At 72.9% G+C, this 24548-nt stretch carries 25 protein-coding genes and 1 pseudogene; 15 read left to right on the top strand and 11 right to left on the bottom strand.

Going from position 1 to position 24548, the window contains the following annotated elements; genetic code table 11:
• Positions 1-26: 26 nt before the first annotated feature.
• The 3 genes from O7626_RS21860 to O7626_RS21850 are packed head-to-tail and all read left to right on the top strand — an operon-like array spanning position 27 to position 2310.
• Entirely contained in the window at positions 27-1334 is a 1308-nt protein-coding gene (locus O7626_RS21860) for a cysteine desulfurase (RefSeq protein ID WP_278062992.1), read from the top strand.
• A complete protein-coding gene (gene sufU / locus O7626_RS21855; protein ID WP_278062991.1) occupies positions 1334-1816 on the top strand; it encodes a Fe-S cluster assembly sulfur transfer protein SufU in 483 nt (160 codons plus the stop codon). The genes O7626_RS21860 and sufU overlap by 1 nt, the downstream gene beginning before the upstream one ends.
• Positions 1813-2310 (top strand): metal-sulfur cluster assembly factor, encoded by a 498-nt coding sequence (locus O7626_RS21850; protein ID WP_278062990.1) that lies wholly within the window; start codon positions 1813-1815, stop codon positions 2308-2310. Before sufU ends, O7626_RS21850 begins: the two co-directional genes overlap by 4 nt.
• A 439-nt stretch (positions 2311-2749) precedes the next feature.
• Here O7626_RS21850 and O7626_RS21845 read toward each other — a convergent pair.
• Positions 2750-3700 (bottom strand): annotated as a pseudogene (locus O7626_RS21845) (penicillin acylase family protein); the annotation flags it as partial.
• A 392-nt stretch (positions 3701-4092) separates the two neighbouring features.
• On the opposite strand from O7626_RS21845, the gene O7626_RS21840 reads away from it, so the two are divergent.
• Together O7626_RS21840 and O7626_RS21835 are read left to right on the top strand one after the other, a co-directional pair.
• Positions 4093-4719: a LysE family transporter gene (locus tag O7626_RS21840; RefSeq protein WP_278062989.1), complete on the top strand. Its 627-nt coding sequence runs from the start codon at positions 4093-4095 to the stop codon at positions 4717-4719.
• Between the two features lie 168 nt (positions 4720-4887).
• The gene (locus O7626_RS21835) at positions 4888-5538 is read left to right on the top strand and encodes an acVLRF1 family peptidyl-tRNA hydrolase (protein WP_278062988.1); all 651 of its coding nucleotides are present in this window, start codon (positions 4888-4890) and stop codon (positions 5536-5538) included.
• A 107-nt stretch (positions 5539-5645) separates the two neighbouring features.
• On the opposite strand, the gene O7626_RS21830 is transcribed toward O7626_RS21835, so the two are convergent.
• On the bottom strand, positions 5646-6557 hold the full coding sequence (locus O7626_RS21830) for a neutral zinc metallopeptidase (protein WP_278062987.1): 912 nt from the start codon (positions 6555-6557) through the stop codon (positions 5646-5648).
• A 269-nt stretch (positions 6558-6826) separates the two neighbouring features.
• Between O7626_RS21830 and O7626_RS21825 the strand changes: the two genes are divergently transcribed.
• The 4 genes from O7626_RS21825 (at position 6827) to O7626_RS21810 (ending at position 12213) form a co-directional block, all read left to right on the top strand.
• On the top strand, positions 6827-8434 hold the full coding sequence (locus O7626_RS21825; RefSeq protein WP_278062986.1) for an ABC-F family ATP-binding cassette domain-containing protein: 1608 nt from the start codon (positions 6827-6829) through the stop codon (positions 8432-8434).
• Between the two features lie 583 nt (positions 8435-9017).
• Entirely contained in the window at positions 9018-9245 is a 228-nt protein-coding gene (locus O7626_RS21820) for a helix-turn-helix domain-containing protein (protein ID WP_007462679.1), read from the top strand.
• Between the two features lie 46 nt (positions 9246-9291).
• Positions 9292-10089 (top strand): enoyl-CoA hydratase/isomerase family protein, encoded by a 798-nt coding sequence (locus tag O7626_RS21815; protein ID WP_278062985.1) that lies wholly within the window; start codon positions 9292-9294, stop codon positions 10087-10089.
• Positions 10090-10257: 168 nt separating this feature from the next.
• Entirely contained in the window at positions 10258-12213 is a 1956-nt protein-coding gene (locus O7626_RS21810) for an ABC transporter ATP-binding protein (protein WP_278066254.1), read from the top strand.
• Here the strand turns inward: O7626_RS21810 and mug are convergent.
• The 7 genes from mug to O7626_RS21775 all read right to left on the bottom strand — a co-directional run bounded on the left by mug (position 12179) and on the right by O7626_RS21775 (position 16939).
• Complete coding sequence (mug, locus tag O7626_RS21805; protein ID WP_278062984.1) at positions 12179-12814, bottom strand: G/U mismatch-specific DNA glycosylase; 636 nt, start codon at positions 12812-12814, stop codon at positions 12179-12181. The genes O7626_RS21810 and mug overlap by 35 nt on opposite strands.
• On the bottom strand, positions 12784-12906 hold the full coding sequence (locus tag O7626_RS21800; protein WP_278062983.1) for a hypothetical protein: 123 nt from the start codon (positions 12904-12906) through the stop codon (positions 12784-12786). Before O7626_RS21800 ends, mug begins: the two co-directional genes overlap by 31 nt.
• Before the next feature lie 135 nt (positions 12907-13041).
• Positions 13042-13803, bottom strand: a complete 762-nt coding sequence (locus O7626_RS21795; RefSeq protein ID WP_278062982.1) for an SDR family oxidoreductase — start codon at positions 13801-13803, stop codon at positions 13042-13044.
• A gap of 10 nt (positions 13804-13813) precedes the next feature.
• A complete protein-coding gene (locus tag O7626_RS21790) occupies positions 13814-14338 on the bottom strand; it encodes a hypothetical protein (RefSeq protein WP_278062981.1) in 525 nt (174 codons plus the stop codon).
• Between the two features lies 1 nt (position 14339).
• Positions 14340-15236: a DUF692 domain-containing protein gene (locus O7626_RS21785; RefSeq protein ID WP_278062980.1), complete on the bottom strand. Its 897-nt coding sequence runs from the start codon at positions 15234-15236 to the stop codon at positions 14340-14342.
• Between the two features lie 22 nt (positions 15237-15258).
• Positions 15259-16185 carry a TIGR04222 domain-containing membrane protein gene (locus O7626_RS21780; RefSeq protein ID WP_278062979.1) on the bottom strand — a complete coding sequence of 309 codons (927 nt, stop codon included), beginning with the start codon at positions 16183-16185 and terminating at the stop codon, positions 15259-15261.
• A 175-nt stretch (positions 16186-16360) separates the two neighbouring features.
• On the bottom strand, positions 16361-16939 hold the full coding sequence (locus O7626_RS21775; protein ID WP_278062978.1) for a TetR/AcrR family transcriptional regulator: 579 nt from the start codon (positions 16937-16939) through the stop codon (positions 16361-16363).
• A gap of 215 nt (positions 16940-17154) precedes the next feature.
• Here O7626_RS21775 and O7626_RS21770 point away from each other — a divergent pair, with 215 nt between their 5' ends.
• Positions 17155-18522 (top strand): IS1380 family transposase, encoded by a 1368-nt coding sequence (locus O7626_RS21770; protein WP_278062977.1) that lies wholly within the window; start codon positions 17155-17157, stop codon positions 18520-18522.
• A 148-nt stretch (positions 18523-18670) separates the two neighbouring features.
• Here O7626_RS21770 and O7626_RS21765 read toward each other — a convergent pair whose 3' ends face one another.
• Positions 18671-19468, bottom strand: coding sequence for a thioesterase family protein (locus O7626_RS21765; RefSeq protein WP_278062976.1), 798 nt, complete (start codon positions 19466-19468; stop codon positions 18671-18673).
• Positions 19469-19540: 72 nt separating this feature from the next.
• On the opposite strand from O7626_RS21765, the gene O7626_RS21760 reads away from it, so the two are divergent.
• The 3 genes from O7626_RS21760 to O7626_RS21750 all read left to right on the top strand — a co-directional run bounded on the left by O7626_RS21760 (position 19541) and on the right by O7626_RS21750 (position 22370).
• Positions 19541-20425, top strand: a complete 885-nt coding sequence (locus O7626_RS21760) for a carbon-nitrogen hydrolase family protein (protein ID WP_278062975.1) — start codon at positions 19541-19543, stop codon at positions 20423-20425.
• Between the two features lie 83 nt (positions 20426-20508).
• On the top strand, positions 20509-21153 hold the full coding sequence (locus O7626_RS21755; protein ID WP_278062974.1) for an HAD family hydrolase: 645 nt from the start codon (positions 20509-20511) through the stop codon (positions 21151-21153).
• A gap of 266 nt (positions 21154-21419) precedes the next feature.
• Positions 21420-22370, top strand: coding sequence for an RIO1 family regulatory kinase/ATPase (locus O7626_RS21750; RefSeq protein WP_278062973.1), 951 nt, complete (start codon positions 21420-21422; stop codon positions 22368-22370).
• A gap of 4 nt (positions 22371-22374) precedes the next feature.
• Here the strand turns inward: O7626_RS21750 and O7626_RS21745 are convergent, their stop codons facing one another.
• Complete coding sequence (locus O7626_RS21745; protein ID WP_278062972.1) at positions 22375-22620, bottom strand: DUF2630 family protein; 246 nt, start codon at positions 22618-22620, stop codon at positions 22375-22377.
• Positions 22621-22912: 292 nt separating this feature from the next.
• On the opposite strand from O7626_RS21745, the gene O7626_RS21740 reads away from it, so the two are divergent.
• Together O7626_RS21740 and O7626_RS21735 are read left to right on the top strand one after the other, a co-directional pair.
• Entirely contained in the window at positions 22913-23557 is a 645-nt protein-coding gene (locus O7626_RS21740; RefSeq protein WP_278062971.1) for a hypothetical protein, read from the top strand.
• A 6-nt stretch (positions 23558-23563) separates the two neighbouring features.
• On the top strand, positions 23564-24520 hold the full coding sequence (locus tag O7626_RS21735) for a nucleoside-diphosphate kinase (protein WP_278062970.1): 957 nt from the start codon (positions 23564-23566) through the stop codon (positions 24518-24520).
• Positions 24521-24548 lie beyond the last annotated feature (28 nt).

Genomic DNA, 24548 nt, shown 5'->3' with positions numbered 1-24548 from the left:
CTGAGAGCCGGAAAGGCAGTGTCGAGATGACCACGATCGCGATCCCACCGGGGATGCCACAGTACGACGACGTGCCGCGCTACGACGTCGAGGCGGTACGCGCCGACTTCCCGATCCTGGGGCGCGAGGTCAACGGCCACCCGATGGTCTACCTCGACAGCGCGAACACCTCGCAGAAGCCCCGGCAGGTGCTGGACGTGCTGCGTGGGCACTACGAGCGGCACAACGGCAACGTCTCCCGCTCGGTGCACACGCTCGGCACAGAGGCGACCGAGGCGTACGAGGGCGCCCGGGCCAAGGTGGCGGCGTTCGTCAACGCGCCGAGCGCCGACGAGGTGGTCTTCACCAAGAACTCCACCGAGGCGATCAACCTGGTCGCGTACGCCTTTTCGAACGCCTCGCTCGGCGGCCCGGCCGGCGACCCCCGGTTCCGGCTCGGCCCCGGCGACGAGATCGTGATCTCCGAGATGGAGCACCACTCGAACATCGTGCCGTGGCAGCTGCTCTGCGAGCGGACCGGCGCCACGCTGCGCTGGTTCCCGGTCACGGACGGCGGCCGGCTCGACGAGTCGGGGCTGGACGAGCTGGTCAACGAGCGGACCAGACTGGTCTCGATCGTGCACATGTCCAACATCCTCGGCACGGTCAACGCCACCGCCCGGATCACCGAGCGGGTCCGCCAGGTCGGCGCGCTGCTGCTGCTCGACTGCTCGCAGTCGGTGCCGCACCTGCCGGTCGACGTGGTCGACCTGGACGCCGACTTCATCGCCTTCACCGGGCACAAGATGTGCGGGCCGAGCGGGATCGGGGTGCTCTGGGGCCGGGCCGAGCTGCTGGCCGCGATGCCGCCGGTCTTCGGCGGCGGTTCGATGATCGAGACGGTGAGCATGGCCGGCTCGACGTACGCGGCGCCGCCGGCCCGGTTCGAGGCGGGTACCCCGCCGATCGCCGAGGCGGTGGCGCTGGGGGCGGCGGTGGACTACCTGACCGGGATCGGCATGAAGGCGATCGAGTGGCACGAGCGGGAGCTGACCGCGTACGCGCTGGACGCGCTGGGGACCGTTCCCGGGCTGCGGATCTTCGGGCCGGAGCTGCCGGTCGGGCGGGGCGGGACGATCTCGTTCGATCTGGACGGCGTACACCCGCACGACGTGGGGCAGATCCTGGACGCCCAGGGTGTCGAGGTGCGGGTCGGCCATCACTGTGCGCGACCGGTCTGCGTGCGGTTCGGCGTACCGGCGACCACCCGCGCGTCGTTCTACCTGTACACCACGACCAGCGAGGTCGACGCCCTGGTGCGCGGGCTGGAACAGGTACGGAAGGTGTTCGGTTGATGCAGGTCGACCAGCTCTACCAGGAGATCATCCTGGATCACTACAAGCATCCGCACGGGCGCGGGCTGCGCGAGCCGTACGCCGCCGAGGCGCACCACGTCAACCCGACCTGCGGGGACGAGGTGACCGTCCGGGTGGCGCTCGACGACGACACGCTCAGTGACGTCTCCTACGACGGGCTGGGTTGTTCGATAAGCCAGGCGTCGGCGAGCGTGCTGCACGAGCTGCTCACCGGCAGCAGCACCGGGGAGGCGTTCGCGGTGCACGCCGCGTTCGTCGAGCTGATGTCCGGGCGCGGGCAGGTGACCCCGGACGAGGAACTGCTCGGCGACGCGGTGGCGTTCGCCGGGGTGGCCCGCTATCCGGCCCGGGTGAAGTGCGCGCTGCTGCCCTGGATGGCGTTCAAGGACGCCGCGGCCCGGGCCGGTGTGCCCGCGGCGGGCGAGGACAACGACGAGCGTAGCGAGGTGACGACGGCATGACCGATCAGGACACGACGACGGCGTCGGCGGCCGAGTCGGCGGAGACGACCGGGCCGACCGGCGTGAACGGCTCGGCAGGTGCGGCCGGGTCGCCCGGTGCGAGCGGGCCGACGGATGTGAACGGCTCGGCGGATGTGAACGGCTCGGCGGCAGTCGCGGGCTCGGCCGGCAAGGCGGTGATCGCCGACATCGAAGAGGCGATGAAGGATGTCGTCGACCCCGAGCTGGGCATCAACGTGGTCGACCTCGGCCTGGTCTACGGGGTGCACGTCGACGACGAGAACGTGGCGACGCTGGACATGACCCTCACCTCGGCGGCCTGCCCGCTTACCGACGTGATCGAGGACCAGGCCCGGCAGGCGCTCACCACCGGCCCCGGCGGCGGCTTGGTGAACGACATCCGGATCAACTGGGTCTGGCTTCCCCCGTGGGGCCCGGACAAGATCACCGACGAGGGCCGCGACCAGCTCCGCTCCCTCGGCTTCAACGTCTGACCCACCCCACCCCACCCCACCCCACCCCACGCCGCTCCGCGCACGGCTCCGCGTGCGCCGCTCCGCGCCGCACGCGGACTGTCGTGAATCTTGACGAGTTGTTGTCGCGCGAACGACAACAACTCGTCAACATCTCCGCTGGGCTTTCCCGATGCGGATGCCGGGGGAGCGGGATGGCGAGTGGGAGTGGTTGTTGTTCGACCAGTCGCAGGTGACCTGGGGGCAGGCCAGCCGGGCACTGACGCCGGGAAAGGTGCGCCATCTGCTGGCGGTCGGGCGCTGGCGGCGGTGGTGCCGGGGTGTACTGGTGGCGCATCCGGGTGAGCTGACCCGTGCCCAGCAGCTCTGGGTCGCGGTGCTGTCGGTCGGCTCCGACGCGGTGCTCGCCGGGCTGACCGCCGCCCGGTCCCTTGTCGACGCGGCCGGTTGGGCGTGTACCGACGACCGTCTCCGGGTTGTTCTCCATCCGGAACGCGGTCCACACCCGGTCGCCCTCGACCGGCCCGTACTTCGCCCGGGCGGCGATCCGGACCAGTGCGGACTGCATCTCGTGCCCGCCTCCGCCGCCGAACAGCCCGCCGACCACCCCGGAGATCGCGATCAGGTCGGTCATCTCGAACGGCTCCGGGCCGCCCGCGTTGGTGATCGCGTCCAGGTGGCCGGTCAGCACGTACTCGCCGGGGCAGTTCCGGTTCGCCATGCAGTGCCGGATGTAGGCGTTGATCCCGGCGATGTACTCCCGCACGTCGGCGTGCAGCTGCTCGCCCCGGGGACCCCGTTCGCGCAGTGCGGCGACCTGGGCGGCGAGATCGGCCTCGGTGTACGGCGAGTTGCGCCACACGCTCTGTTCGAGGGCCCGGTTGCCGGGCGCCCCACCGGCGAACGGGGTGAGGGTGCCCCGCCCGACGTGCCGGAGCAGGTCCATGGTGAAGAGCCGGTCCTCCGCGCCGACGTATCCGGCGCCGAACATCGTGCCGCCCCGGGTGGTGCCGGTGACGTGCGGGACGCCGGTCGCCCGGTCCCGCCGCACGGTGACGTCGGCGCGCGGCGAGTAGCTTCGCTCGACCTGGCCCGGCGGCACCCCGAACGACGCGTCGTTGAAGAACGCCCCGAGCTGGTCCTCGCGCAGCCCGGCGTACCCGTAGACCAGGCTCGCGTACCGGTCGAGCTGGTCACCGGCGTGCCGGGGAAGTACCCCGAGGGTCTGGTTGGCGAGCACCTCGACCAGGGTGGCGTTGCCGTTCTGGCCGGGCGGCAGGATGTCGGCACATTCACCCAGGCAGTAGTCGCCGGCCGCGAACGCGCCGCTTGCCGGCGCCGCAGCGGATGCTGCGGCGGATCCGGCGACGGGTCCGGCGGCGGGGCTGGCAGCGGGTGCGCCGGCCGGCAGGGCGGCGTGACGGTCGGCGGGGACCGTGCCGGCGGCCGTCGCGGCCGGGGCGGGGGCGGCGGTGAAGCCGAGCACGGCGGCGCTGAACACCGCGATCCCGGCGGTGGTCCGGCGGCGGGGGCGGTGGGCCATCGGCGGTCCTTCCGACGGTACGAGCGAATGTGAGCAACATTCGGCTACCGGATGGTAACGAGTTCACCGGCCCGATAGATAGTCCTGGATCACACCCCGTGCGGTGCCGATAATCCGTCGCGGGACGGGCCGGGGACCGGCCAGAATCGTCAGGTGATCGTGCCTGTCTCGTGGACCTCCGCTTCCGCCGCCGCGCCCGACCGGGCCACCCGGCGACAGCGGAAGCCTCCGCGACCGGCGTCGATCACGCCGGCACCGTCATGACCGACGCCCTTGTCGCCGGCCTGCTCGCCGGCTACGGCGTCGCCGTGCCGGTCGGCGCGATCGCCATCCTCGTGATCGGACTGACCGCCCGTACCTCCATCTGGGTCGGGGCCGCCGCCGCGCTCGGGGTCGCCACCGCCGACGGGCTCTACGCGGCGGTCGCGGTGCTCGGCGGTGCCGCGCTGGCCGGCCTGGTCGAGCCGGTCGCCGAGCCGCTGCGCTGGCTCGCCGTCGGGGTACTGCTGCTGCTGGCGGTCACCGGTGCCTGGGGTGCGATCCGGCACCGCGCCGACCCCGGCCGGGCCGCCCGCACCGACCGGAGCCTGGGTACGCCGCCGCGGGCGTACGCCGGCCTGCTGGCGTTGACCCTGCTGAACCCGATGACGGTGCTCTACTTCGCCGCCCTGGTGCTCGGCCGCCGGGCCGGCGCCGAGTGGTCGGCCGGTGCGGAGGCGGTCTTCGTGCTCGCCGCATTCGCCGCCTCGGCGAGCTGGCAGTTGCTCGTCGCCTCCGGCGGTTCGCTGATCGGGCGGGCGCTGGCCGGACCGCGGGGCCGGCTCGGCACCGCCCTGGTCTCCAGCACCCTCGTCGCGGTGCTCGCGGTCAACGTGCTGCTGAGCTGACCCGGTCGCCCGAGACCGTCTCCGCCCGGACCGCGGCCGGGTCGGCCCCGCGCCGGACCACGGCAGGTCGGCCCCGCGCCGGACCACGGCAGGTCGACCCCGGGCCGGACCACGGCCGGGGCGGACCCGGCGGTCGGGTGCCGGCGGCGGACGTCGTACCGTTCGGGGGTGAACAGCCGACCCGCTGCCGGCGGCGGCCGGTGGGTGGACGTGCCACCGGCCCGGCTCGCCCGCTGGCTGGACGGCTTCGCGCAGCGGCACGGCGGGCCGCCGGAGGTCGCCGCCGGGCCGGACGGGCCACGGCTGACCGCCCCCGACGGCACGCTCGCGGTGCTGCATCCGCCGCCCGGCGTGCCCGGACCGACCGACGACCTGACTGCCTTCCTGGCGGCGGTCGCGGCGCCCCGGCGGCTGGGCCTGCTACTGGCCCGCAAGGGTGCGGTGGCGGTCGGCGTCGCCGACGGCGACCGGCTTGTCGTCTCCAAGGTGGACAGCCGGTACGTGCAGGGCCGCACCGCGGCCGGTGGCTGGTCGCAGCAGCGCTTCGCCCGGCGTCGGGACAACCAGGCGAAGGCCGCCGCCGCCGACGGGGCTGACCTGGCGGTCCGGCTGCTGCTCCCCGCGGCCGGCCGGCTCGCCGCCGTGGTGGCCGGCGGCGACCGGCGGGCGGTGGAGAGCATCCTGGCCGACCGGCGGCTCGCCCCGCTGGCGGCGCTGCGGGCCGAACGCCTGCTCGACGTTCCGGAGCCCCGGCACACCGTACTCGTCGACGCCATCCCCGCCGCCCGGGCGGTACGCGTCCTGCTCCGCGACCCGTAGCCTGCACCCGGCCCGACCCGGCCCGACCCGACGGCGACCGGCGACCGGTGGTCTGCGCCCGGTCCGCTAGCCGGCAGTTCCCGGCCGCCGTGCCGGGTCGGTCCGGGTCAGCGAGCGGTGCCGAAGGTGTCGCAGGAGCTGGGGTCGCCGCTGGAGTAGCCGGCGCCGAACCACTTCTGCCGGTCGGCCGAGCTGCCGTGGGTGAACTGCGACTCGTCGATCCGGCCGCCGGACTTGCCCTGGATCGCGTCGTCGCCGATCGCCGCCGCCGTGTCCAGCCCTTCCTGGATGTCCTGCTCGGTCAGGCTGGTGAAAATTTTCACCCCCTGCTCGTCGGCGGTACCGGTGGCGTTGCGGGCCCAGGCGCCGGCGTAGCAGTCCGCCTGGAGTTCCAGCAGCACCGAGAGGCGGTTCGCCTCGCCGGGATCAGCTTGCCGCTGGTCGCGTACCCGCTGCTCGGTGCCGAGCAGGTCCTGCACGTGGTGGCCGTACTCGTGCGCCAGCACGTACGGCTGGGCGAACTCGCCGGGGGCGCCGAGCTGCTCGGCGAGTACCCGGTAGAAGCTCAGGTCGATGTAGACCTTGTCGTCGAGCGGGCAGTAGAACGGCCCGACGCCGGAGTCCGCCTGACCGCAGCCGCTGCTCACCGCCTGCTCGAAGAAGACGGTGTCGGATTCCTGGTACGGCTGGTCGAAGTGCCGGGGCATCGCCTGCTGCCAGTACGCCTGGATGGAGTTGATGTAGAGCGTGTTGCGGCAGTCGAGCTGCTGCAACGCGTCCTCGGCCTCGCAGCGCTGCTCCAGCGCGGTGTTGTCGCCCTGCTCCTCGCCGCCGGAGCCGGTGAGCTGGCTGACGCCGAAGCCGCCACCGACCAGGGTGACCAGCACGGCGATGATCAGGCCGACGATCCCGCCCCGACCGCCGCCGATCGGGATGGGAATCCCGGCCCGCCCGCCGCCGGACCCGCGCCGGTCCTCCACCTGACTGGTGTCGATCCGTGCGTTCTCGTTGAGTTCCATTCCGTTCCCCGATCGCCCTGATCGCCGATGCCTGGTCCGTCGTCGGGTGGCTCGCCCGGTTGTCGCGCGGATACCTCGCCCGATGTCGCGGTTGGTCGATACCCCGTGATCTTGATCGGTAATCCGGCACCGGCCCGGCCCGCTCGCCCGGTACACTCGACACGTGCTGCTCTGCGAAGGCTGAACGCCCCGAGCCGACGGATCCGAGGTCCGCCGGCTCGTCCGTGTGCCCTGAGTCAGCCTTCGATCCCGAGAGCGAGTTCTCCGACATGATCACTGCGAACGGCCTGGAACTGCGAGCCGGCGCCCGGATCCTGCTGTCCGACACCACGCTGCGGGTGCAGCCCGGCGACCGGATCGGCCTGGTCGGCCGCAACGGCGCCGGCAAGACCACCACCCTCAAGGTGCTGGCCGGCGAGGGCCAGCCCTACGCCGGCCAGATCGACCGGCGCAGCCAGGTCGGCTACCTGCCGCAGGACCCGCGTACCGGCGACCTGGGGGTCACCGCCCGGGACCGGGTGCTCTCGGCCCGGGGCCTGGACGTGCTGATGGCCCGGATGAAGGAGATCGAGGAGCAGCTCGCCGACGGGACCGACGACGAGCGCCTGGTCCGCCGGTACGGTGCCCTGGAGGACCAGTTCGCCTCGCTCGGCGGGTACGCCGCCGAGGCGGAGGCGGCCCGGATCTGCGCCAACCTCGGCCTGCCGGACCGGATCCTCGCCCAGACCATCGGCACCCTCTCCGGCGGCCAGCGTCGCCGGGTCGAACTGGCCCGGATCCTCTTCCGGGACGCGGCCGAGAACGGCGGCGGGATCCTGCTGCTCGACGAGCCGACAAACCACCTGGACGCCGACTCGATCACCTGGCTGCGCGGCTTCCTCGCCGCGCACAAGGGCGGACTGATCGTGATCAGCCACGACGCCTCGCTGCTGGAGGCGGTGGTCAACAAGGTCTGGTTCCTGGACGCCACCCGCTCGGTGGTGGACGTCTACAACGTCGGCTGGCAGAAATACCTCGAGCAGCGGGAGACCGACGAGCGGCGCCGCCGCCGGGAGCGGGCCAACGCCGAGAAGAAGGCCGGCGCGCTGATGGCCCAGGCCGACAAGATGCGGGCCAAGGCGACCAAGACGGTGGCCGCGCAGAACATGGCCCGCCGGGCCGAGAAGCTGCTCTCCGGGCTGGAGGAGGCCCGGGTCGCCGACCGGGTGGCCAAGGTGCGGTTCCCCAGCCCGGCACCGTGCGGCAAGACGCCGCTGACCGCCGGCGGCCTGTCGAAGTCGTACGGCTCGCTGGAGATCTTCACCGACGTGAACGTCGCCGTCGACCGGGGCTCCCGGGTGGCGATCCTCGGGCTGAACGGTGCCGGCAAGACCACCCTGCTGCGGATCCTCGGCGGCCTGCTGGAGCCGGACACCGGCGAGGTGCGGCCGGGGCACGGACTGCGGCTGGGCTACTACGCGCAGGAGCACGAGACCCTCGACGTGGACCGCAGCGTACTGGACCACATGCGCAGCGCCGCCAGCGAGCAGTCCGACACCGACCTGCGCAAGATCCTCGGGGCGTTCCTCTTCTCCGGCGACGACGTGGACAAGCCGGCCGGGGTGCTCTCCGGCGGTGAGAAGACCCGGCTGGCGCTGGCCACCCTGGTCTGCTCGGGCGCGAACGTGCTGCTGCTGGACGAGCCGACGAACAACCTCGACCCGGTCAGCCGGGAGCAGGTGCTCGACGCCATCGCCCGCTATCCCGGTGCGATCGTGCTGGTCACCCACGACCCGGGCGCGGTGCTGGCACTCAAGCCGGACCGGGCGATCCTGCTGCCCGACGGCGACGAGGACGCCTGGAGCGACGACCTCCTCGAACTGGTCGAGCTGGCCTAGCCCGGGCCCAAGCCCCGGTGGCGGCGGCGGCTCGATTTCGCCTACTGACCGACGACGATCTGCCGGGTGACCGACGGGGATCCGCCGGGATCGGTGCATCCCGAGCCTCGCCGAGGTGCCGATGGGGACGGCAGGTACGACAATGTCTCGTGGATGGCCACCGGTGCTCGCGGACGGTACTGCGCGGACGGAACACCATTCTGCGGAATCCGGCAGCGCGGAATCCTGGCCGGGGACGAAACCCCCTACCGGGTGAGCCGAAACTTGACGTCGCCGGAACGAAACTCGCCGGATGATGAAGCAAAACTCGGGTGGGGTGGAAGGAAAGTCGACCGGAAGACGGGAAAACCGCGTACCGGGCGGCTCCCGTGCGGACGGCCGCGGCTCGAAATACCCGCTGAGCTGCGGTGCGAGCCCGGGTGGTCGGAGTGCATCGCGCCGATGGCGCAATCACTCAATCGGGAAACTGACACTGCTGTGCGTGTCGGTTGGCGAAGAGTTGATATCTAGCGCATGATCGTTCGAGGCGGTCTAATAGGTGGGACCGTATCGAACCGCACAGTCTGGGACGTGAGGAATCAACATGGCAGCCACTGGCACAGCCACCAGCACTGAGAAGGGTCGCCGGATCGTCGGAGCCGAGCGCCAGACGCTCGCCAAGGACCTGGTCAAGCGGTATACCTCCGGCGAAAGCATCCGCGCCCTGGCGGCCTCGACCGGCCGTTCCTACGGGTTCATCCACCGGGTGCTCACCGAGTCTGGTGTACAGCTTCGTCAGCGTGGCGGTGCACGTCGTCGGAAGAAGGCGTGACCCGCACAGCAGCCTGGTCCGGACCCGCACGCCAGCGGACCTCTGTATGACCGTCGGCGTACGGCTCAACTGCGACGGGCCGGTAGCGACAGTGACGTTGTGCCGGCCCGACGTACTCAACGCACAGACACCGCAGATGTGGCGGGCGATGCACGACTTCGCCCGGGATCTCCCGGGCGACGTCCGCATCGTGGTGGTACGGGGCGAGGGTCGAGCCTTTTCGGCAGGGCTCGACCTCTCGGTGGCGGCCGGCCGGCCCGGCCCGGGGGAGTCCCCGGAGAACCCGGGGGAGTCCCCGGGGACGTCGCTTGCCGAGCTGGCCGCCCTGCCGCCCGAGGAGTGTGCCGAGCGCATCGCCGGTTTCCAGGCCGGTTTCACCTGGCTGCACCGCCCCGACCTGATCTCGATCGCGGCCGTCCAGGGGCACGCCATCGGCGCCGGCTTCCAGCTCGCGCTCGCCTGTGACCTGCGGGTGCTGACCACCGACGCCACCTTCGCGATGGCCGAGGTCACCCTCGGCCTGGTCCCCGATCTGGCCGGCACCAAGCGGCTTGTGGAGCTGGTCGGCTACGCCCGGGCCCTGGAGGTCTGCGTGACCGGCCGGCGGATCGACGCGGCCGAGGCCGAGCGGCTCGGCCTGGCCACCGTGGTGGTGCCGCCGGAGCAGCTGGACGGCGCCGTCGGAGACCTGACGGCGGCGATCCTGAGCGGCAACCGGGACGCGGTGGTGGAGATCAAGGCGCTGCTGGCCGGCGCGGCCGGGCGCTCCCCGGCGGAGCAGCAGCGGGCCGAGCGCGAGGCGCAGACCCGCCGAATGCGTGATCTTGTCGGAGCCGGCGAATAGGCTGGACGCCGACGGCGTTCGCGCGCAACCGGTGGTGAGCGCGCCGCGGCCGACGGCGGGGCTGCTCAGGACCACGACGGTGCGACGGATCGTTCGGGAAGCATCGGGCCGCCATTCCGGTTGTCGTAGTCGTCGAGGACGACTGGGAGGTCGCGTGTGGTGAACCCGATGGGTGGCGGTGCCAGCATGGGCGGTTGGAACATGCTGCGTTCGTTGCGCAACCGGGACGAGGTGACCGCGCACCGGGTGACCCGGCGCAGCGTGCGCCGGGTGGTCGAGTTCGCCCGGCCCTACCGGAGCGACATCGCGGTGTTCCTGGTCACGGTGGTGCTCGCCGCGATCATCGGGGTGGCCACCCCGGTCCTCGCCGGAGACGTGATCAACGCCATCTCCCGGGGCGGCTCGGACGCGGCCGGTCTGGTGATCCGGCTGGCCGTGGTGATCGCCGGCCTGGCGGTGGCCGACGCGCTGCTCTCGCTGGCCCAGCGCTGGTATTCGGCCCGGATCGGCGAGGGGATCATCCTCAACCTGCGGACCCGGGTCTACGACCACGTCCAGCGGATGCCGTTGCAGTTCTTCACCCGGACCCAGACCGGGGCCCTGGTCAGCCGGATCAACAACGACGTGACCGGCGCGCAGCGGGCCTTCACCAGCACCCTCTCCGGGGTGGTCAGCAACATCATCCAGCTGGTGCTCACCGCCGCCGTCATGTTCACGCTCTCCTGGCAGATCACCGCGCTCTCCCTGGTACTGCTGCCGATCTTCATCATCCCGGCCCGCCGGGTCGGCCGCCGGCTGGCCGAGATCACCCGGGAGTCCTACGACCTCGACGCCAAGATGAACGCCACCATGACCGAGCGGTTCGGGGTGGCCGGGGCACTGCTGGTCAAGCTCTTCGGCCGGCCCGAGGTCGAGGCGCGGCGCTTCGGCGACCGGGCCGAACGGGTCCGCGACATCGGCATCCAGTCCGCGATGTACTCCCGCACCTTCTTCGTGGCGATGCTGCTGGTCGCCTCGCTGGCCCAGGCGCTCACCTACGGCCTCGGCGGCTGGCTCGCGGTGCAGGGCAACGTCAGCGCCGGCACCGTGGTCACGCTCGCCCTGCTGCTCACCCGCCTCTACGGCCCGCTGACCGCGCTCTCCAACGTCCGGGTGGACGTGATGAGCGCGCTGGTCTCCTTCGACCGGGTCTTCGAGGTGCTCGACCTGACCCCGTCGATCGCCGAGAAGCCGGACGCGGCGCCGATCCCGCGCGGCGCCGGCCGGCTGGAGTTCGACGACGTGCGGTTCCGCTACCCGAGCGCCGCCGAGGTGTCGCTGGCCTCGCTGGAGGAGGTCGCCACCCTGGAGCGTACGGTCAACGAGCCGGTGCTGCGCGGCGTCTCGTTCACCGTCGAACCCGGTCGGATGGTGGCGCTGGTCGGCCCCTCCGGAGCCGGCAAGTCCACCACCTCGATGCTGGTCTCAAGGATCTACGACGTCACCGACGGGGCGGTCCGGGTCGGCGGCGTCGACGTCCGGGACGCCACCCTCGACTCGCTGCGCGACACCATCGGCGTGGTCACCCAGGACTCGCACCTGTTCCACGAGACGATCGCCGAGAACCTGCGCTACGCCAAGCCGGACGCGACCGACGACGAACTCTGGGAGGCACTGCGCGGCGCCCAGGTGGCGGAGCTGGTCCGCTCGCTGCCGGACGGGCTCGACACCATGGTCGGCGAGCGCGGCTACCGGTTCTCCGGGGGCGAGAAGCAGCGCATCGCCATCGCCCGGCTGCTGCTCAAGGCCCCGTCGATCGTGATCCTCGACGAGGCGACCGCACACCTCGACTCCGAGTCGGAGGCGGCGGTGCAGCGGGCGCTCTCGGTGGCACTGAGCGGGCGTACGGCGCTGGTCATCGCGCACCGGCTCTCGACCGTACGCGAGGCCGACCAGATCCTGGTGCTGGACGGCGGACGGATCGTGGAGCGGGGCCGGCACGACGAGCTGGTCGCCGTCGGCGGTCTCTACGCCGAGCTGTACCGGACGCAGTTCGCCGTCGTCGACTCCCCGAAGCCGTACGTCGACGCGGTCGGCCCCGAGCCGGTGATCACGATGCCGCGTCCCGACTACGACCCGGTCTGACCGACTCCGCCAGGGTCGCCGCCCGCAACGCCGCGAACTCGGCGGCCAGCCCGGCAGCGGTGAAGTGCGCGTTCAGCCCGCTCGGATTCGGCAGTACCCACAACCGGGCCCCGCCGAGCGTCTCCGGTTGCCGGCCGATCCGGGCCGTACGCCGCTCGAACGCCGTCCGGTAGGCGGTGACGCCGAGTACCGCCACCCAGCGCGGCCGGTAGCGGCGGACCTTGCCGACCAGCAGCCGGCCGCCCTCGACGAGTTCGTCCCGGCCCAACTCGTCGGCCCGCGCGCTGGCCCGGGCCGCCAGGTTGGTGATGCCGAGCCGGTAACCGAGCAGTTCGGCCTGGTCGGCCGGGTCGACCAGGTGCGGGGTGAAGCCGCCATGGTGCAGCGCCGGCCAGAACCGGTTGCCGGGCCGGGCGAAGTGCCAGCCGGTGGCGGCCGAGTAGAGGCCCGGGTTGATCCCGCAGAAGAGTACGTCCAGGTCCGGGGCGATCAGGTCGGGGAGCTGCCGGTCGGTCGCCGCCGCCACCTCGGCCGGGGTCGGTCGGGGCGGCCGCGCCCGCCGGGCCGGCGTCAGGGCCCGCGGTTCTTCCGGGCCGCCCATACCACTCCCATCACCACCGCGGTCACCGCCATCAGGCAGCAGAGCCCACCGACGGCGAGTACCACCACGCTGACGCTTGCGATGACGCTCACCTCCGAGGACAACGGCTGGCAACTCTATCCGGCCGGCAGCGGTCCGGAACGAGTCGGCCCGGACGAGTCGGCCCGGAGCGGCGCGGCGTCGGGTGCGGCGGGCGAGGGCAGGGTGCGCGCTGGGAGCAGGTCAGGTCAGAGACCGCGTAGCGCGCCACCGTCGACCGGGATGGTGACCCCGGTCAGATAGCTGGCGGCGGGGGAGAGCACGAACGCGGCCACCCGGCCGAACTCGTCCGGGTCACCGATCCGGCGTAGCGGAATCGCCGCCTCCGCGTCGGCGCGGGCACGTTCCGGGTCTCCGCCGGCAGCGAAGAGTTCCCGGTTGCGGTCGGTGAGGATCCGGCCCGGCAACAGGCTGACCACCCGTACGCCGCGCGGGCCGTACTCGTCGGACATGTCCTTGGCCACCCCGGCCAGTCCCGGCCGCAGCCCGTTGGAGATGCCGAGTCCCGGGATCGGCGACCGGGCCGAGTTGGAGAGCACCAGGGCCAGCGCGCCACCGGGGGGCAGGGCCGCCACGATCGTCCGGGCTGCCCGGACGGTGCCGAGAAAGATGGTCTCGAAGGAGTCCCGCCACTGCGCGTCGGTGGCCCGGGCGGCGCTGCCCGGCGGCGGCCCGCCGACCGAGACGAGCGCACCGTCGAGCCGGCCGAACCGCTCCAGGGCGGTCTCCACCAGCCGGGCCGGGGTGTCCGGGTCGGCCAGGTCGGCGGGAAGTCCCAGCACCCGGTCGTCCGGGCCGAGCTGTCCGGCCGCCGTGGCCACCTGCTCCGGGTCCCGGGCCGAGAGCACCACCCGGGCGCCGTCGGCCACCAGGGCGCGTGCGGTGGCGAGGCCGAGTCCCTTCGATGCGCCGGTCAACACGTACACCCGGTCGGCGAGTCCGAGATCCATGGAACGGATCCTATGACCCGGACGGCGACCAGTCGATCTTCGGGTCGCGGCGGCCGGGTACCGGCCACACCCGTACCCGGCCGGCGACCTGCACCACGAGCACGTTTCCGGCCCGGCGCAGCGCCGGCAGCCGGCGGCGCCGGGGCGGGGTGCGGCCGTCGTACCGCCAGCCGGCCTCCCGGACCGCGAGTTCCTCGGCGGCCGGTGCCGGCAGCGTCCGCCCGGCGGCCAACAGGCGGGCCAGGTCCCAGCCGTCCCGGACCGAGCCCGAGGTCGGCCGGTCCGCCGCCCAGGCCGCGAAGACGCTCCGCCAGTTCCGGCCGTGCCCGGCGGCGAGCAGCGGCCACTGCCGGGCCACCTCGGTCGAGCGCTTGTGCAGCAGCGCCGACCGGGCCACCCCGACCCGCCGGGCGTCGAAGCCCGGCGGCAGCGGTGCCCCGGCGACCAGCGAGGCGACCAGCGCGGCCTGCCGGTCGGCAAGCGTCCCGGCCGCCTGCGGTGGCAGACCGAGCGTACCGCTGCTCCGATCGGTCAACTCAGGTCACCGCCGGGTAGCCGGCGGCGGTGGCGATCGCGTCGAGTTCGGCGCGCAGCGCGGCGGCCGGCGGGTAGTGGCCGTCCCGTTCCAGCAGCAGTGCCGGTGGCCGGTGCCGGGCGCAGAGTTCGGTGACCAGCTCCAGCACCTCCGGCGGGACCGGGTCGGTGTGCGTGTCGTGGTAGATCCCGTCGCTGGCCGCCCCGCCCGCGACGTGTACGTAGCCGACCCGGTCCAGCGGCAGCCGGTCGAGCAGGTCGAGTGGGTCGGCGCCCCGGTTGCGGGCGTTCGCGTAGACGTTGGCGATGTCGAGCAGCAGCAGCGCGCCGCTGCGGTCCAGGATCTCGGTGAGGAAGTCCGCCTCGTCCAGCTCGTCGTCCGGCCAGTCGAAGATGGCGGCGATCGGTTCGAGGGCCAGCGGCACGGGCAGTTCGGCGCGTACCCGGGCCACGTTTGCGACCACCGCGTCGACCGCCTCCCGGGTACGCGGCAACGGCAGCAGGTGCCCCGCCTCGATCCCGCCGGCCCGGACGAAGGCGATGTGTTCACTGGCCAGCGGCGCGTCGAGCAGTTCGGCGGCGCGGGCGAACTGGCGTACCCGGGCCGGCTCGACCGGCTCGGCGCCGCCGAGGGAGAGCCGTACTCCGTGCGGCACCACCGTCACGCCTCGGCCGCGCAGCTCGGCGAGGCCCGGTGGCGGCCCGGTGGCGGAGATCGACTCGGCGATCACCTCGACGAAGCGCAGTCCGGGCAGGTCGGCGACGAAGCCGGCGATCTCGGGCCGCCAGCCGATCCCGACGCCGTAACCCCCCTCCGGCGCCGGAATGCCGCGCCGGCCCTCTGGTGTCGGGGCGCCAATCGTGCGCCCCCCGCCCGGGCCGCTTCCTCCGGTCGTCATCGGCGGTCTCCTCCGGTCGTCGTCATCCGCCGCAGCCACAGCCGCCGCAGCCGCCCCCGCAGCCGCCCCCACCGTCACCGGAGCTGTCGCCGGATCCGCCGCCGGTGCTTGCGGTCGTCCAGCCGCCGCTGCTCGTCGCCGACGCGGTCATCGCGCGCTGCACCTCCGCCTCGACCGCGAACCCCGGGTCGAACGCGACGAGGGCGGCCGTGCCGAACAGCGCGACGCCGAGCGCGGCGCCGGCCGGGCCGTAGGTGGCGTAGGCCGGCGAGTGCCGGGGCGCGAGGTGCTGGTGCTGCCGCCGCAGGTCGCGCAACAGGGCCTTCGCCGCCCGGGTCCGGCGGGGAACCGCGCAGAGCAGCACCACACCGGTCGGAGCCAGCACCAGCAGGCTCAGCACGAGATAGCCGACCGGCCGGTCGGCGGCCAGCCCGGCGACCAGCCGGGCCAGGCCGACCGCGACCAGCCCGAGCAGCAGCACCGGCCCGACCCGGGCGGCCGGTCGGGCGGAGTCGGGCAGGGCGAGCCCGCTGCGCACCAGGTCGGCCCGGAGGTCGGCGAGGGCGGTACGGACCTGCGGGTCGTTGCCGAGCGCCCGTCCGGGTACGCCCTGGCCGGCCGCCCGGTGCACGGCGGCGTCCAGCCGGGTGGCCCGGAACGGCAACGGCCCGGTCTGGGCCAGCCGGTGCCGCTCCGCCGTGCCGACCGCACCGGCGGCGCGCAGCCCGCCGAGCGTGGCGTGCAGGGCGAGCTGGTCGCCGCCGGCGAGCCAGGCGAGTTCGACGGGGTGGCGCTGCTCGGCGCCGGGCGGTCGGCGTCCGGCGAACGCGACCAGCCGGTGCGCCAGGGTGCCGAGCAGGATCAGCCCGGCGGTCGTGAGATAGAGGGTCAGGAAGACCGGCCCGGGGACGCCCCAGGTCTCGGCCCGTACCGCTAGCAGTTCGTCCATGGGGGTGACTCCAGGCGTACGGAGGTCTCGGACTGTCACCATTGTGGATCCGGTACGCCAGTCGCTCCGGTCGCGGTTGCGTAAACCTCCCGACAGACCGGCCCGGTCCGCATCGGGCGGCCCGGCCCGGCCCGGCTCCGCCCGGCCCGGATCGCGTCGGATCGGGCGATCGGGCTCAGCGGCCCGGCCGGCGGACCGCCTCCTCCACCAGGTCCAGCACCGGGCCGAGGTCGCCGGCCGGCCGGGCCATCGCCAGTTGCAGCACCAGCCCGTCGTAGGCCAGCTCCAGGAAGCGGGCCAGCGTCTCGATCGGTATGTCGTCGCGGAGCACTCCGGCGTCCCGCTGCCGGGCCAGCCGCTCCCGGGTGGCCTCGGCGAGACTCGCCGAGCGTTCGGCCCAGCGCTTCGCGAACTCGGGATCGGTGCGCAGCCGCCGGGACACCTCCAGTTGACTGCCCAGCCAGCCGGTGGTGTCCGGCGAGGTAGCGCCGGCCAGCAGGTCGCGCATGACCTGCACCAGGCCGTTGCGGGCCACCGTGGTCACCATGGCGGCGGCGTCGTCTTCGGCGACGGCGAGGAAGAGGGAGTCCTTGTCCCGGAAGTGGTGGAAGATCGCTCCCCGGGAGAGCCCGGTCGCCTCTTCGAGCCGGCGCACCGTGGCGCCCTCGTAGCCGTGCCGGGCGAAGCAGGCCCGCGCCGCACCGAGGATTTCCTGGCGGCGGGCGTCGAGCTGGTTCTGGCTTACCCTGGGCACCATCCGATGGTGCCAGGCGACGACCCGGCATGCAATCCGTACGTACGTCTTGGGTTGCCTGGCTCCCCCCGGCCCACGCCGGACCGGCGGCCTCAGCCTGAATCCACCGGGGTGTGGTCGGGGTGAGGCGTGTTGAACGAGTGAGGGTGCTTCCTGGGCAGGGAAAATCGTGGTTACCACACCAATGATTCACCTACCCAAGGAGCACCCTCGTGGTGTCAGCATCGCACAGCTTGGATCGGCTTGTTGTCAGCGCGGATGACGGTAATGCCGTGTCGGATGCGGGTCTGCTGGTGGCGGCGTCGTTGGGGCAGCGGCTGGGTCTGCCTGGGCTGTTGCGGGAGCATGTGACGGTGCCGGGCAGTCTGGGCGCGCATCCGGACGACAAGTGCCTGACGGTGATCCACTCGCTGCTGGCCGGTGGGGACTGCATCGATGATGTGGCCGCGTTGCGGGCCGGGTCGACCCAGGCGGTGCTGGGTCACCGGGTGGCGGCGCCCTCGACGGTCGGGTCGTTTCTGCGGGCGTTCGGGTTCAACCACGCCCGGCAACTCGATGTGGTCGCCCGCCGGCTGCTGGCCCGGGCGGTCGCCGCCGGGGCGTCACCCGGCCTGACCGAGTCGGTGACGGTGGACATCGACTCCACGCTGTGTGAGACGTACGGGCTGGGCAAAGCCGGCGCGCGGGAGGTGATGCGCACCGGACGGCGGGGCTATCACCCCCTGCTCGCGGTGATCGCCGGCACCGGCGACGTCGCGCACGCCCGACTGCGGCGGGGCCGGTCCAACGACGCCACCGCCGCGCCGGTGTTCATCAAGGAGACCATCGGCCGTGTGCGGGCCGCCGGCGCAGCCGGGAACCTCGTGTTCCGGATGGATTCCGGGTTCTACCTGCACGACGTGGTCGCCGCCTGCCGGGCCGCCGGAGTGCGGTTCTCCATCGGCGCCCGCATGATCGGCAACCTGAAACACGTCATCCCCGCCATCGACGACACCGCCTGGACTCCGATCGACTACTTCCTACCCGGCGCCGCCGTCACCGAGATCACCTGGACCCCGTTCACCCAGGACACCCACGGCCACGACCGGCCCAACCCGGCCCCGGTCCGGCTGATCGTGCGCCGCACCCCCTGCACCGACGCGTTGGCCCGCAACACCGGCCGCGCCGCCCAACAGGCTCTGTTCCCCGTCTACGACTACCACCCGTTCATCACCGACCGCGACGGGCCGATGCTCGACCTGGAAGCCGACCACCGCCGCCACGCCGAGGTCGAACTAGCCATCCGCGACCTCAAACACGGCATGGGCCTGGCCCACCTACCCACCAAAAGCTTCGGCGGCAACGCCGCCTGGCTGGTCCTGAACACCATCGCCCACAACCTGACCCGCTGGACCGCCCGCCTCGGCCTCAGCCTGCCCCGCGTCACCGCCAAGACCGTCCGCCGCAAGATCTACACCGTCGGCGCACGCCTCACCCGCACCGCCCGCCGCCTGCACCTACACCTACCCCGCGCCTGGCCCTGGGCCGACGCGCTCCTCACCGCCCTGCACCGCATCCGCGCCCTGCCCCCACCCGCCGGCTAACCACACCAACACCGACCACCACGACCAGGACCACGGAGCAAGCCGGACAGACCGGCAGACCCGACCTGCCCAGCACCCCCACCCATCAGCGGCGGTCAATCCCCACACACCGGCACGCCCACCTCACCAACCACCGGTGGATCCAGGCTCAGCCGGACCGGCGGCCGACCATCAGGGCCTGGGCGCCCCGGCCCAGCGGCCCGGCGGCGTCGGAGAGCACCGTCTCGGCCAGTCCGGACCCCTGCGGGTCCAGGGTGGTGGCGGCCGAGACGTGCAGCCAGTCGTCGCTCGGCTGCCGGTGCAGGTGCACGGTCAGCTCGGTGTTGATGAACCACCACCGCTCCATCTCCAGCAGCCGGCTGAGCCCGTTGCCGGAGTCGGCGAGCAGGGCGACCCGTTGCAGCGGGCTCGGCTCCTCGCCGGCCACCAGCGGGATCCGCTGCCGCGCCCAGGCCGACGCCGGGCCGGGGCGCTCGAAGTGTCCCTCGACGAACCGCCAGTCGATCGCCCGCAGGTAGCCGACCTGCCAGCGCGGCTCGGTGAACCGGGACGGCTCGGCCGGCCGGGGCGGCGGCGGCACGGCGGTGCCGAACACCTCGGCGGGCAGCTCCACCGGGGTACGCCGGATCCGCCACACCCGGGCCCGCAACACCACCCGCCCGGCGGCGTGCAGTTCGGCCTCGACCAGTTCGACCGAGCGCCCCGGCCGGGCCACGGCGGCCCGTACGGTGACCTCGTCGACCGGCACCGCGCCGAGGAAGTCGACGGTGATCCGGCTGACCTGGGCCGGCCCGTCCAGCGAACTCGGCGTCCGTTCCACGGCCCGGGTCAGCAGCGCGCACGGCGGCCCGCCGTGTTGCAGGCCACTGCTCCACGGTCCCTCGGTCGCCGGGGTGGACAGGTGCCGCTCGGGGTCGTCGGTGGGCAGGTAGAAGGCGTCGGGCACGGGCCGATTCTCCTCCCCGACGGCAGGTTCGCAAGATCGGATCGGGTGTTCCGGTCGGCTACCATCGCGACCGTGACGCAGACCACCCCCACCGCTCCGCCGGATGCGGCCCTGCCGGATGCGGCTCTGCCGGTCGCCGCGGTCCAGGCCGAACCCGAACCCGGGAACGTGGCCGGCAACGCCGCCTGCGCCGCTCGGCTGGTCGCGCGGGCCGCCGACGGCGGCGCCCGGGTCGTCGTGCTACCCGAGCTGTTCCTGCCGGCGTACCACCCGCCGACGCTGGCCGGCGATCCGGCCGGTACCGACGTGCCGGCCGGGCCCGACGGCGAGGTGGCCGATCCCCGGCTCGATCCGCTGCGCGAGGTGGCCCGGGACCGCCGGGTCGTGGTCGTGGTCGGCGCGGCGGTCCGGCACCCGGACGGCCGGCGGACCTGCTCGGCGCTGCTGGTGGACGGCGCGGGCCGGGTCGACGCCGGCTACGCCAAGCAGCACCTGTGGGGCCCGGACGAGAACGCCCTGTTCACCCCCGGAAGCCGCGGCGCCACCCTGCTGGTCGACGGCTGGCGGCTCGGCCTCGGGGTCTGCTACGACGGCTGCTTCCCCGAGCACGGCAGGGCCGCGGCGCAGGACGGGGCACACGGCTACCTCTGCCCGAGCGGCTACCTGGTCGGCTCCGAACACCGCCGTGACCTCTACTACCGGGCCCGCGCGCTGGACAACACCATGTACGTGGTCTTCGCCAACGCGGTCGGCGGCCCGGCGCCGTGGCGGTTCAACGGCGGTGCGGCGATCCACGACCCGGAGGGCCGGACGCTGGACCGGGGCCCGGACACCGGCGTCGCCGTCGTCGTCGCCCGGTTCGACCCGGCCGAGCTGCACCGGGTACGCGACGCGCACCGGATGCTCGCCGAACGGCTGCCCGGCCAGGGTGGGAAACGGCACCTGTTGACCGGCTGACCGCCTGTCGTCAGCTCGGACAACCCGGTCTGTTTACATGCTGGGACTGTTGTCCGACCGGGTGCGTCCCGTACTGTGCGCAAGTGCCGCTGTTGCTCCTCGATCTGGACAACACTCTGCTGGACCGGGCGGGTCCGTTCCGGACCTGGGCGCAGGGGTTCCTGGCCGAGATCGGGGCGCCCGAGAGCGACATCGACTGGCTTCTTTCGGTCGACGCCGACGGCCTGACGAACCGCTGGGACGTGGCCGACGCGATCCGGGACCGCTACCGCCTCCGGATCCCCTCGATCGACCTGGTCGAGGCGCTGCACGAGGGCGTGGTGGAGTACACCCGGCTCGATCCGCTGGTCGCCTGCGCGCTGCGGATCGCCGACGAGGCCGGCTGGGTGCCGGTGGCGGTCACCAACGGCACCGAGCGGCTCCAGGAGATGAAGATCCGGCGTACCGGCCTGGACCGTTATCTGGCCGACTGGGTGATCTCCGAGGAGGTCGGGGTCAGCAAGCCGAATCCCCGGATCTTCACCCTGGCCGCCGAGCGGGCCCGGATGCGGCTGCGCGGTGCCTGGATGGTCGGGGACAGCCCGGAGGCGGACATCGGCGGCGCCACGGCGGTCGGGTTGCCCAGCGTCTGGCTGCACCGGGGCCGCCGCTGGATGGAACGCAGGTACGCCCCGACCAGGACCGTGGACGGGTTGATCGCCGCCGTCGCCACGGTGCTCGCCGCCTGAGTCCGGCCCGCCCCGGCGGCTCGGTGCCGCTGCGGGGCACCGGCGGATCGCCTTCGTCGCCGGCCCGTGGCGGTCGGAGCGGTAATTCGGTTGACCGGCGGGTTCGGGACGGACGAGCATTGCGCGTCGGAGGACCGTGCCTGGGCCCCGCTGGTCTTATCGCATTTCCGGGCACCGCCCGGCCGAGCGGAAGGAGGGGTGACTGTGGCTGTCGTTGTGCTGCGCTCCCGCCTGTCTTCTTCCGACTCGACCGAAGGATTCCTCCAATGCCACGCGACTACGACGAATATTCCGGTTCGGCCCGCCCTCGTGGCGGTCGCACCACCCGCCGGTTCGACGACGACGAGCCGCGCTTCCTGAAACGCCACCGGCACGCCACCGCGGCCGCGTTCGACACCAACGCCGACACCGACGTCCCCGACGTCGGGGACCGCTGGTCGAGCTGGGACCAGGCGGTGCACGGGCCGGAGCCGTACCCTGACTGGCTGGTCACCGAGCTGGCCGCCACCGACACCGAGCTGGGTGTGCTGAAGACCGGCAAGGAGGCGGACGTGCACCTGGTCCGCCGGGCCGTGCCGGCGACCGACCGCAGTTGCCTGCTCGCCGCCAAGCGCTACCGCGAGCCCGAACACCGGCTCTTCCACCGGGACGCCGGCTATCTGGAGGGGCGGCGGGTACGCCGGTCCCGGGAGAACCGGGCGATGGCCGGGCGTACCGCGTTCGGCCGGCAGATGATCGCCGGCCAGTGGGCGGCCGCCGAGTTCGCCGCGCTGGGCCGGCTCTGGGAGCTGGGGCGGGACCTGGGCAGCGTCGCCGTGCCGTACCCGGTGCAGCTGGCCGGGACCGAGCTGATGCTCGAGTTCGTCGGCGACCCGGTGCAGGGGGAGGCGGCACCCCGGCTGGCCCAGCTCCGGCCCGACCCGGTGCCGTTGCGGGCGCTCTGGGACCAGCTCGTCGACGCGCTCGTCGTACTGGCCCGGGCCGGGTTGGCGCACGGTGACCTGTCGCCGTACAACCTGCTGGTGCACGGGGAGCGGCTGGTGCTTATCGACCTGCCGCAGGTGGTGGACGTGGTGGCCAACCCGAGCGGACGGGATTTCCTGGCCCGGGACGTACGGGTGGTGGCCGCGTGGTTCGCCTCGCGCGGACTTCCGGGCGAGCTGGTCGACCCGGACGCGTTGACCGGTCAACTGCTCCGGGAGGCGGGAGTGGGCTGACGGTTCACTGGAGGTACTTTTCGACCTCGTTCACGCTACGGGCCCCGGTGGTGTCCGGGTCGTTGCCGGCCTGCCGGGCGGCCCGGCGCCGCCGGAGCAGGTCCCAGCACTGGTCGAGGGACTCCTCCAGCTCCCGGAGCCGGGTCCGGTCCTCGTCGGTCGAGTTCTCCACCTGCTGGGCGTGGTTGCGGAGCCGGTGCTCCTCGTCGACCAGCTCGGTGATCCGGCTCAGAATCGTCCTGTCGTCCATGCCCAAGATCCTGGCACAGCGTCGAACCTGCCGCCCACCATCCTCGCTGACCAGGTCCGACGGCCGACCGGTTGATCCGGGCACCCGGGCCCGGGTCGCGCAGCGGGTGCCGCACCGCGCGTCGTCGGACGGTTACGGATGATGCCATTTGGTCATTCGGCTCCGGCCGGGGTGTCCGTTTGATATGAACTACCAAACTCGGTGCCGGGATGTCTGTAGATCGGGCATTCTCGATGCCGGGAAGGTAGTCCCGTCCTCAGAGGACCAGACCCGGAACGGAAAGAGCCCGCACATGGACCAAGCTACGTTGCCGACATCGCTCCGCGAGGCTGTCACGGTCACCACGGCCGGGGCCACCGGAGTGGCCCGGCTGGTGATCCAGGGTCTGCTCGAGCTGATCGACGATCCCGCCGCGGCGGCCGACGCGACGGACTTCCTGACCGCCCGGCTGCCCGGTTACGCACCGATGTGGCACATCGCCAACGCGGTACGCTCCGCCGAGCCGGCCGAGGAACTGCGCCGGATCCGGGCCGAGCTGGACCACGCGGTGGAGAACACCGTGAAGGCGGCGGTGACCTGGGTCGGCGAGCAGGGCGTCCCGGTCACCTACGCGCCCAGCAGCTCGATCGTCAAGCAGATCCTGGCCCAGCTGCCGGACTCGCTGCGCACCGGCGAGCCGGCGGTGGCGCTGGCCGGAGCCGACGCGATCGGTCCGGACACCGTGCTCAACATCCGGGGTACCCGGGAGCTGGCCGAACAGCTGCCCACCCTGATCGTCACCAGCGCGCTGAAGCTGGTCCCCGGGCCCGTCTTCGCCCGGCTCGGTGCACCGGTCTTCGAGCACATCCCGCTGGACAACTTCGTCGGCGTGGTGCTCGACGGTGAACTGCTCAGCCCGGGAGAGGTCGGCCGGCGAGCCGCGGAACTGCGTGAGTGACAGGCGATGGCCACCCCCGGCGCCCAGGAGATTCCCGCCTTCCTGTCGACGCTTCCCCGGAAGCGGTCCCTCTACGCGGTCGACACGTACTTCCGGGAGAGCTTCGAAGACCTGCTCTCCGTCGGTGCCGGCCGGGTCGAGGAGTTCTGCCACGACCACGCGCTGCTGCTGCTGAAGCCGGACGCCGTGGTCAGCCGCCGGCTCGCCCCGGTGCTGCGCTGGGTGCTGGCGTACGGCTTCAGCATCGTCTGGGCGGCGACCGTGACGATCGACCGGCACGGCGTACGGGCGCTGTGGCAGTACGGGCTGAACGCCGCCAGCCGGGACCGGCGGGACGCCGCCGACCTCTACGTGACGGCGTGCGAGTGCCTGCTCCTCTTGCTCGCCCTGCCCGGCCGCCCCGAGCCGGCCTCGTTGCTGCTCAGCACCGCCAAGGGGCCGGCCGACCCGGTCCGGTGCCGCCCCGGGCAGCTCCGCTACGACGTCGGCAGCTTCAACTACCAGCTCAACCTGGTGCACGCCGCCGACGAGCCGGCCGACCTGCTCCGCGAGTTGGCGGTGCTCTGCAACCACGAGACCCGGGCCGGCCTCTACCGGCGCACCATCGGCGGGTCGACCGGCCCGGTCCCGGACGGCCGGTCGGAGGCGTTCGCCCTGGTCGACCGGCTGGAGGCAGCCACCCCGGAGGTGGACCTCGAACTCGACCGGACGCTCGGCGAGCTGGCCGACGCGGCCGAGGAACGCTGCCGGCGTGCTCCGGGTACCCCGGCCGGCGAGCTGCTGTCGCTTATCGGCCGGATCCGGGCCCGCTGTTCCCGGGACTGGCGGGCGGTGGTGCGGCTGGCCGACTCCAGCGGAGTACCGGTCAGCCGTTGGCAGCGGATCGTCCTCGCCACCCACCTGCTCGACCCGTACGTGCCCGGGGCGACCAGCCTGCTGCCGGACACCTCCACGACGCCCTGACCACGGCACTCTGAGCACGGCCGGCCGA

Source organism: Micromonospora sp. WMMD1102 (assembly GCF_029626265.1).
Taxonomy (GTDB): Bacteria; Actinomycetota; Actinomycetes; order Mycobacteriales; family Micromonosporaceae; genus Plantactinospora.
The sequence above is the reverse complement of the archived record's forward strand: the minus strand, read 5'-3'. Positions and strand labels throughout refer to the sequence as shown.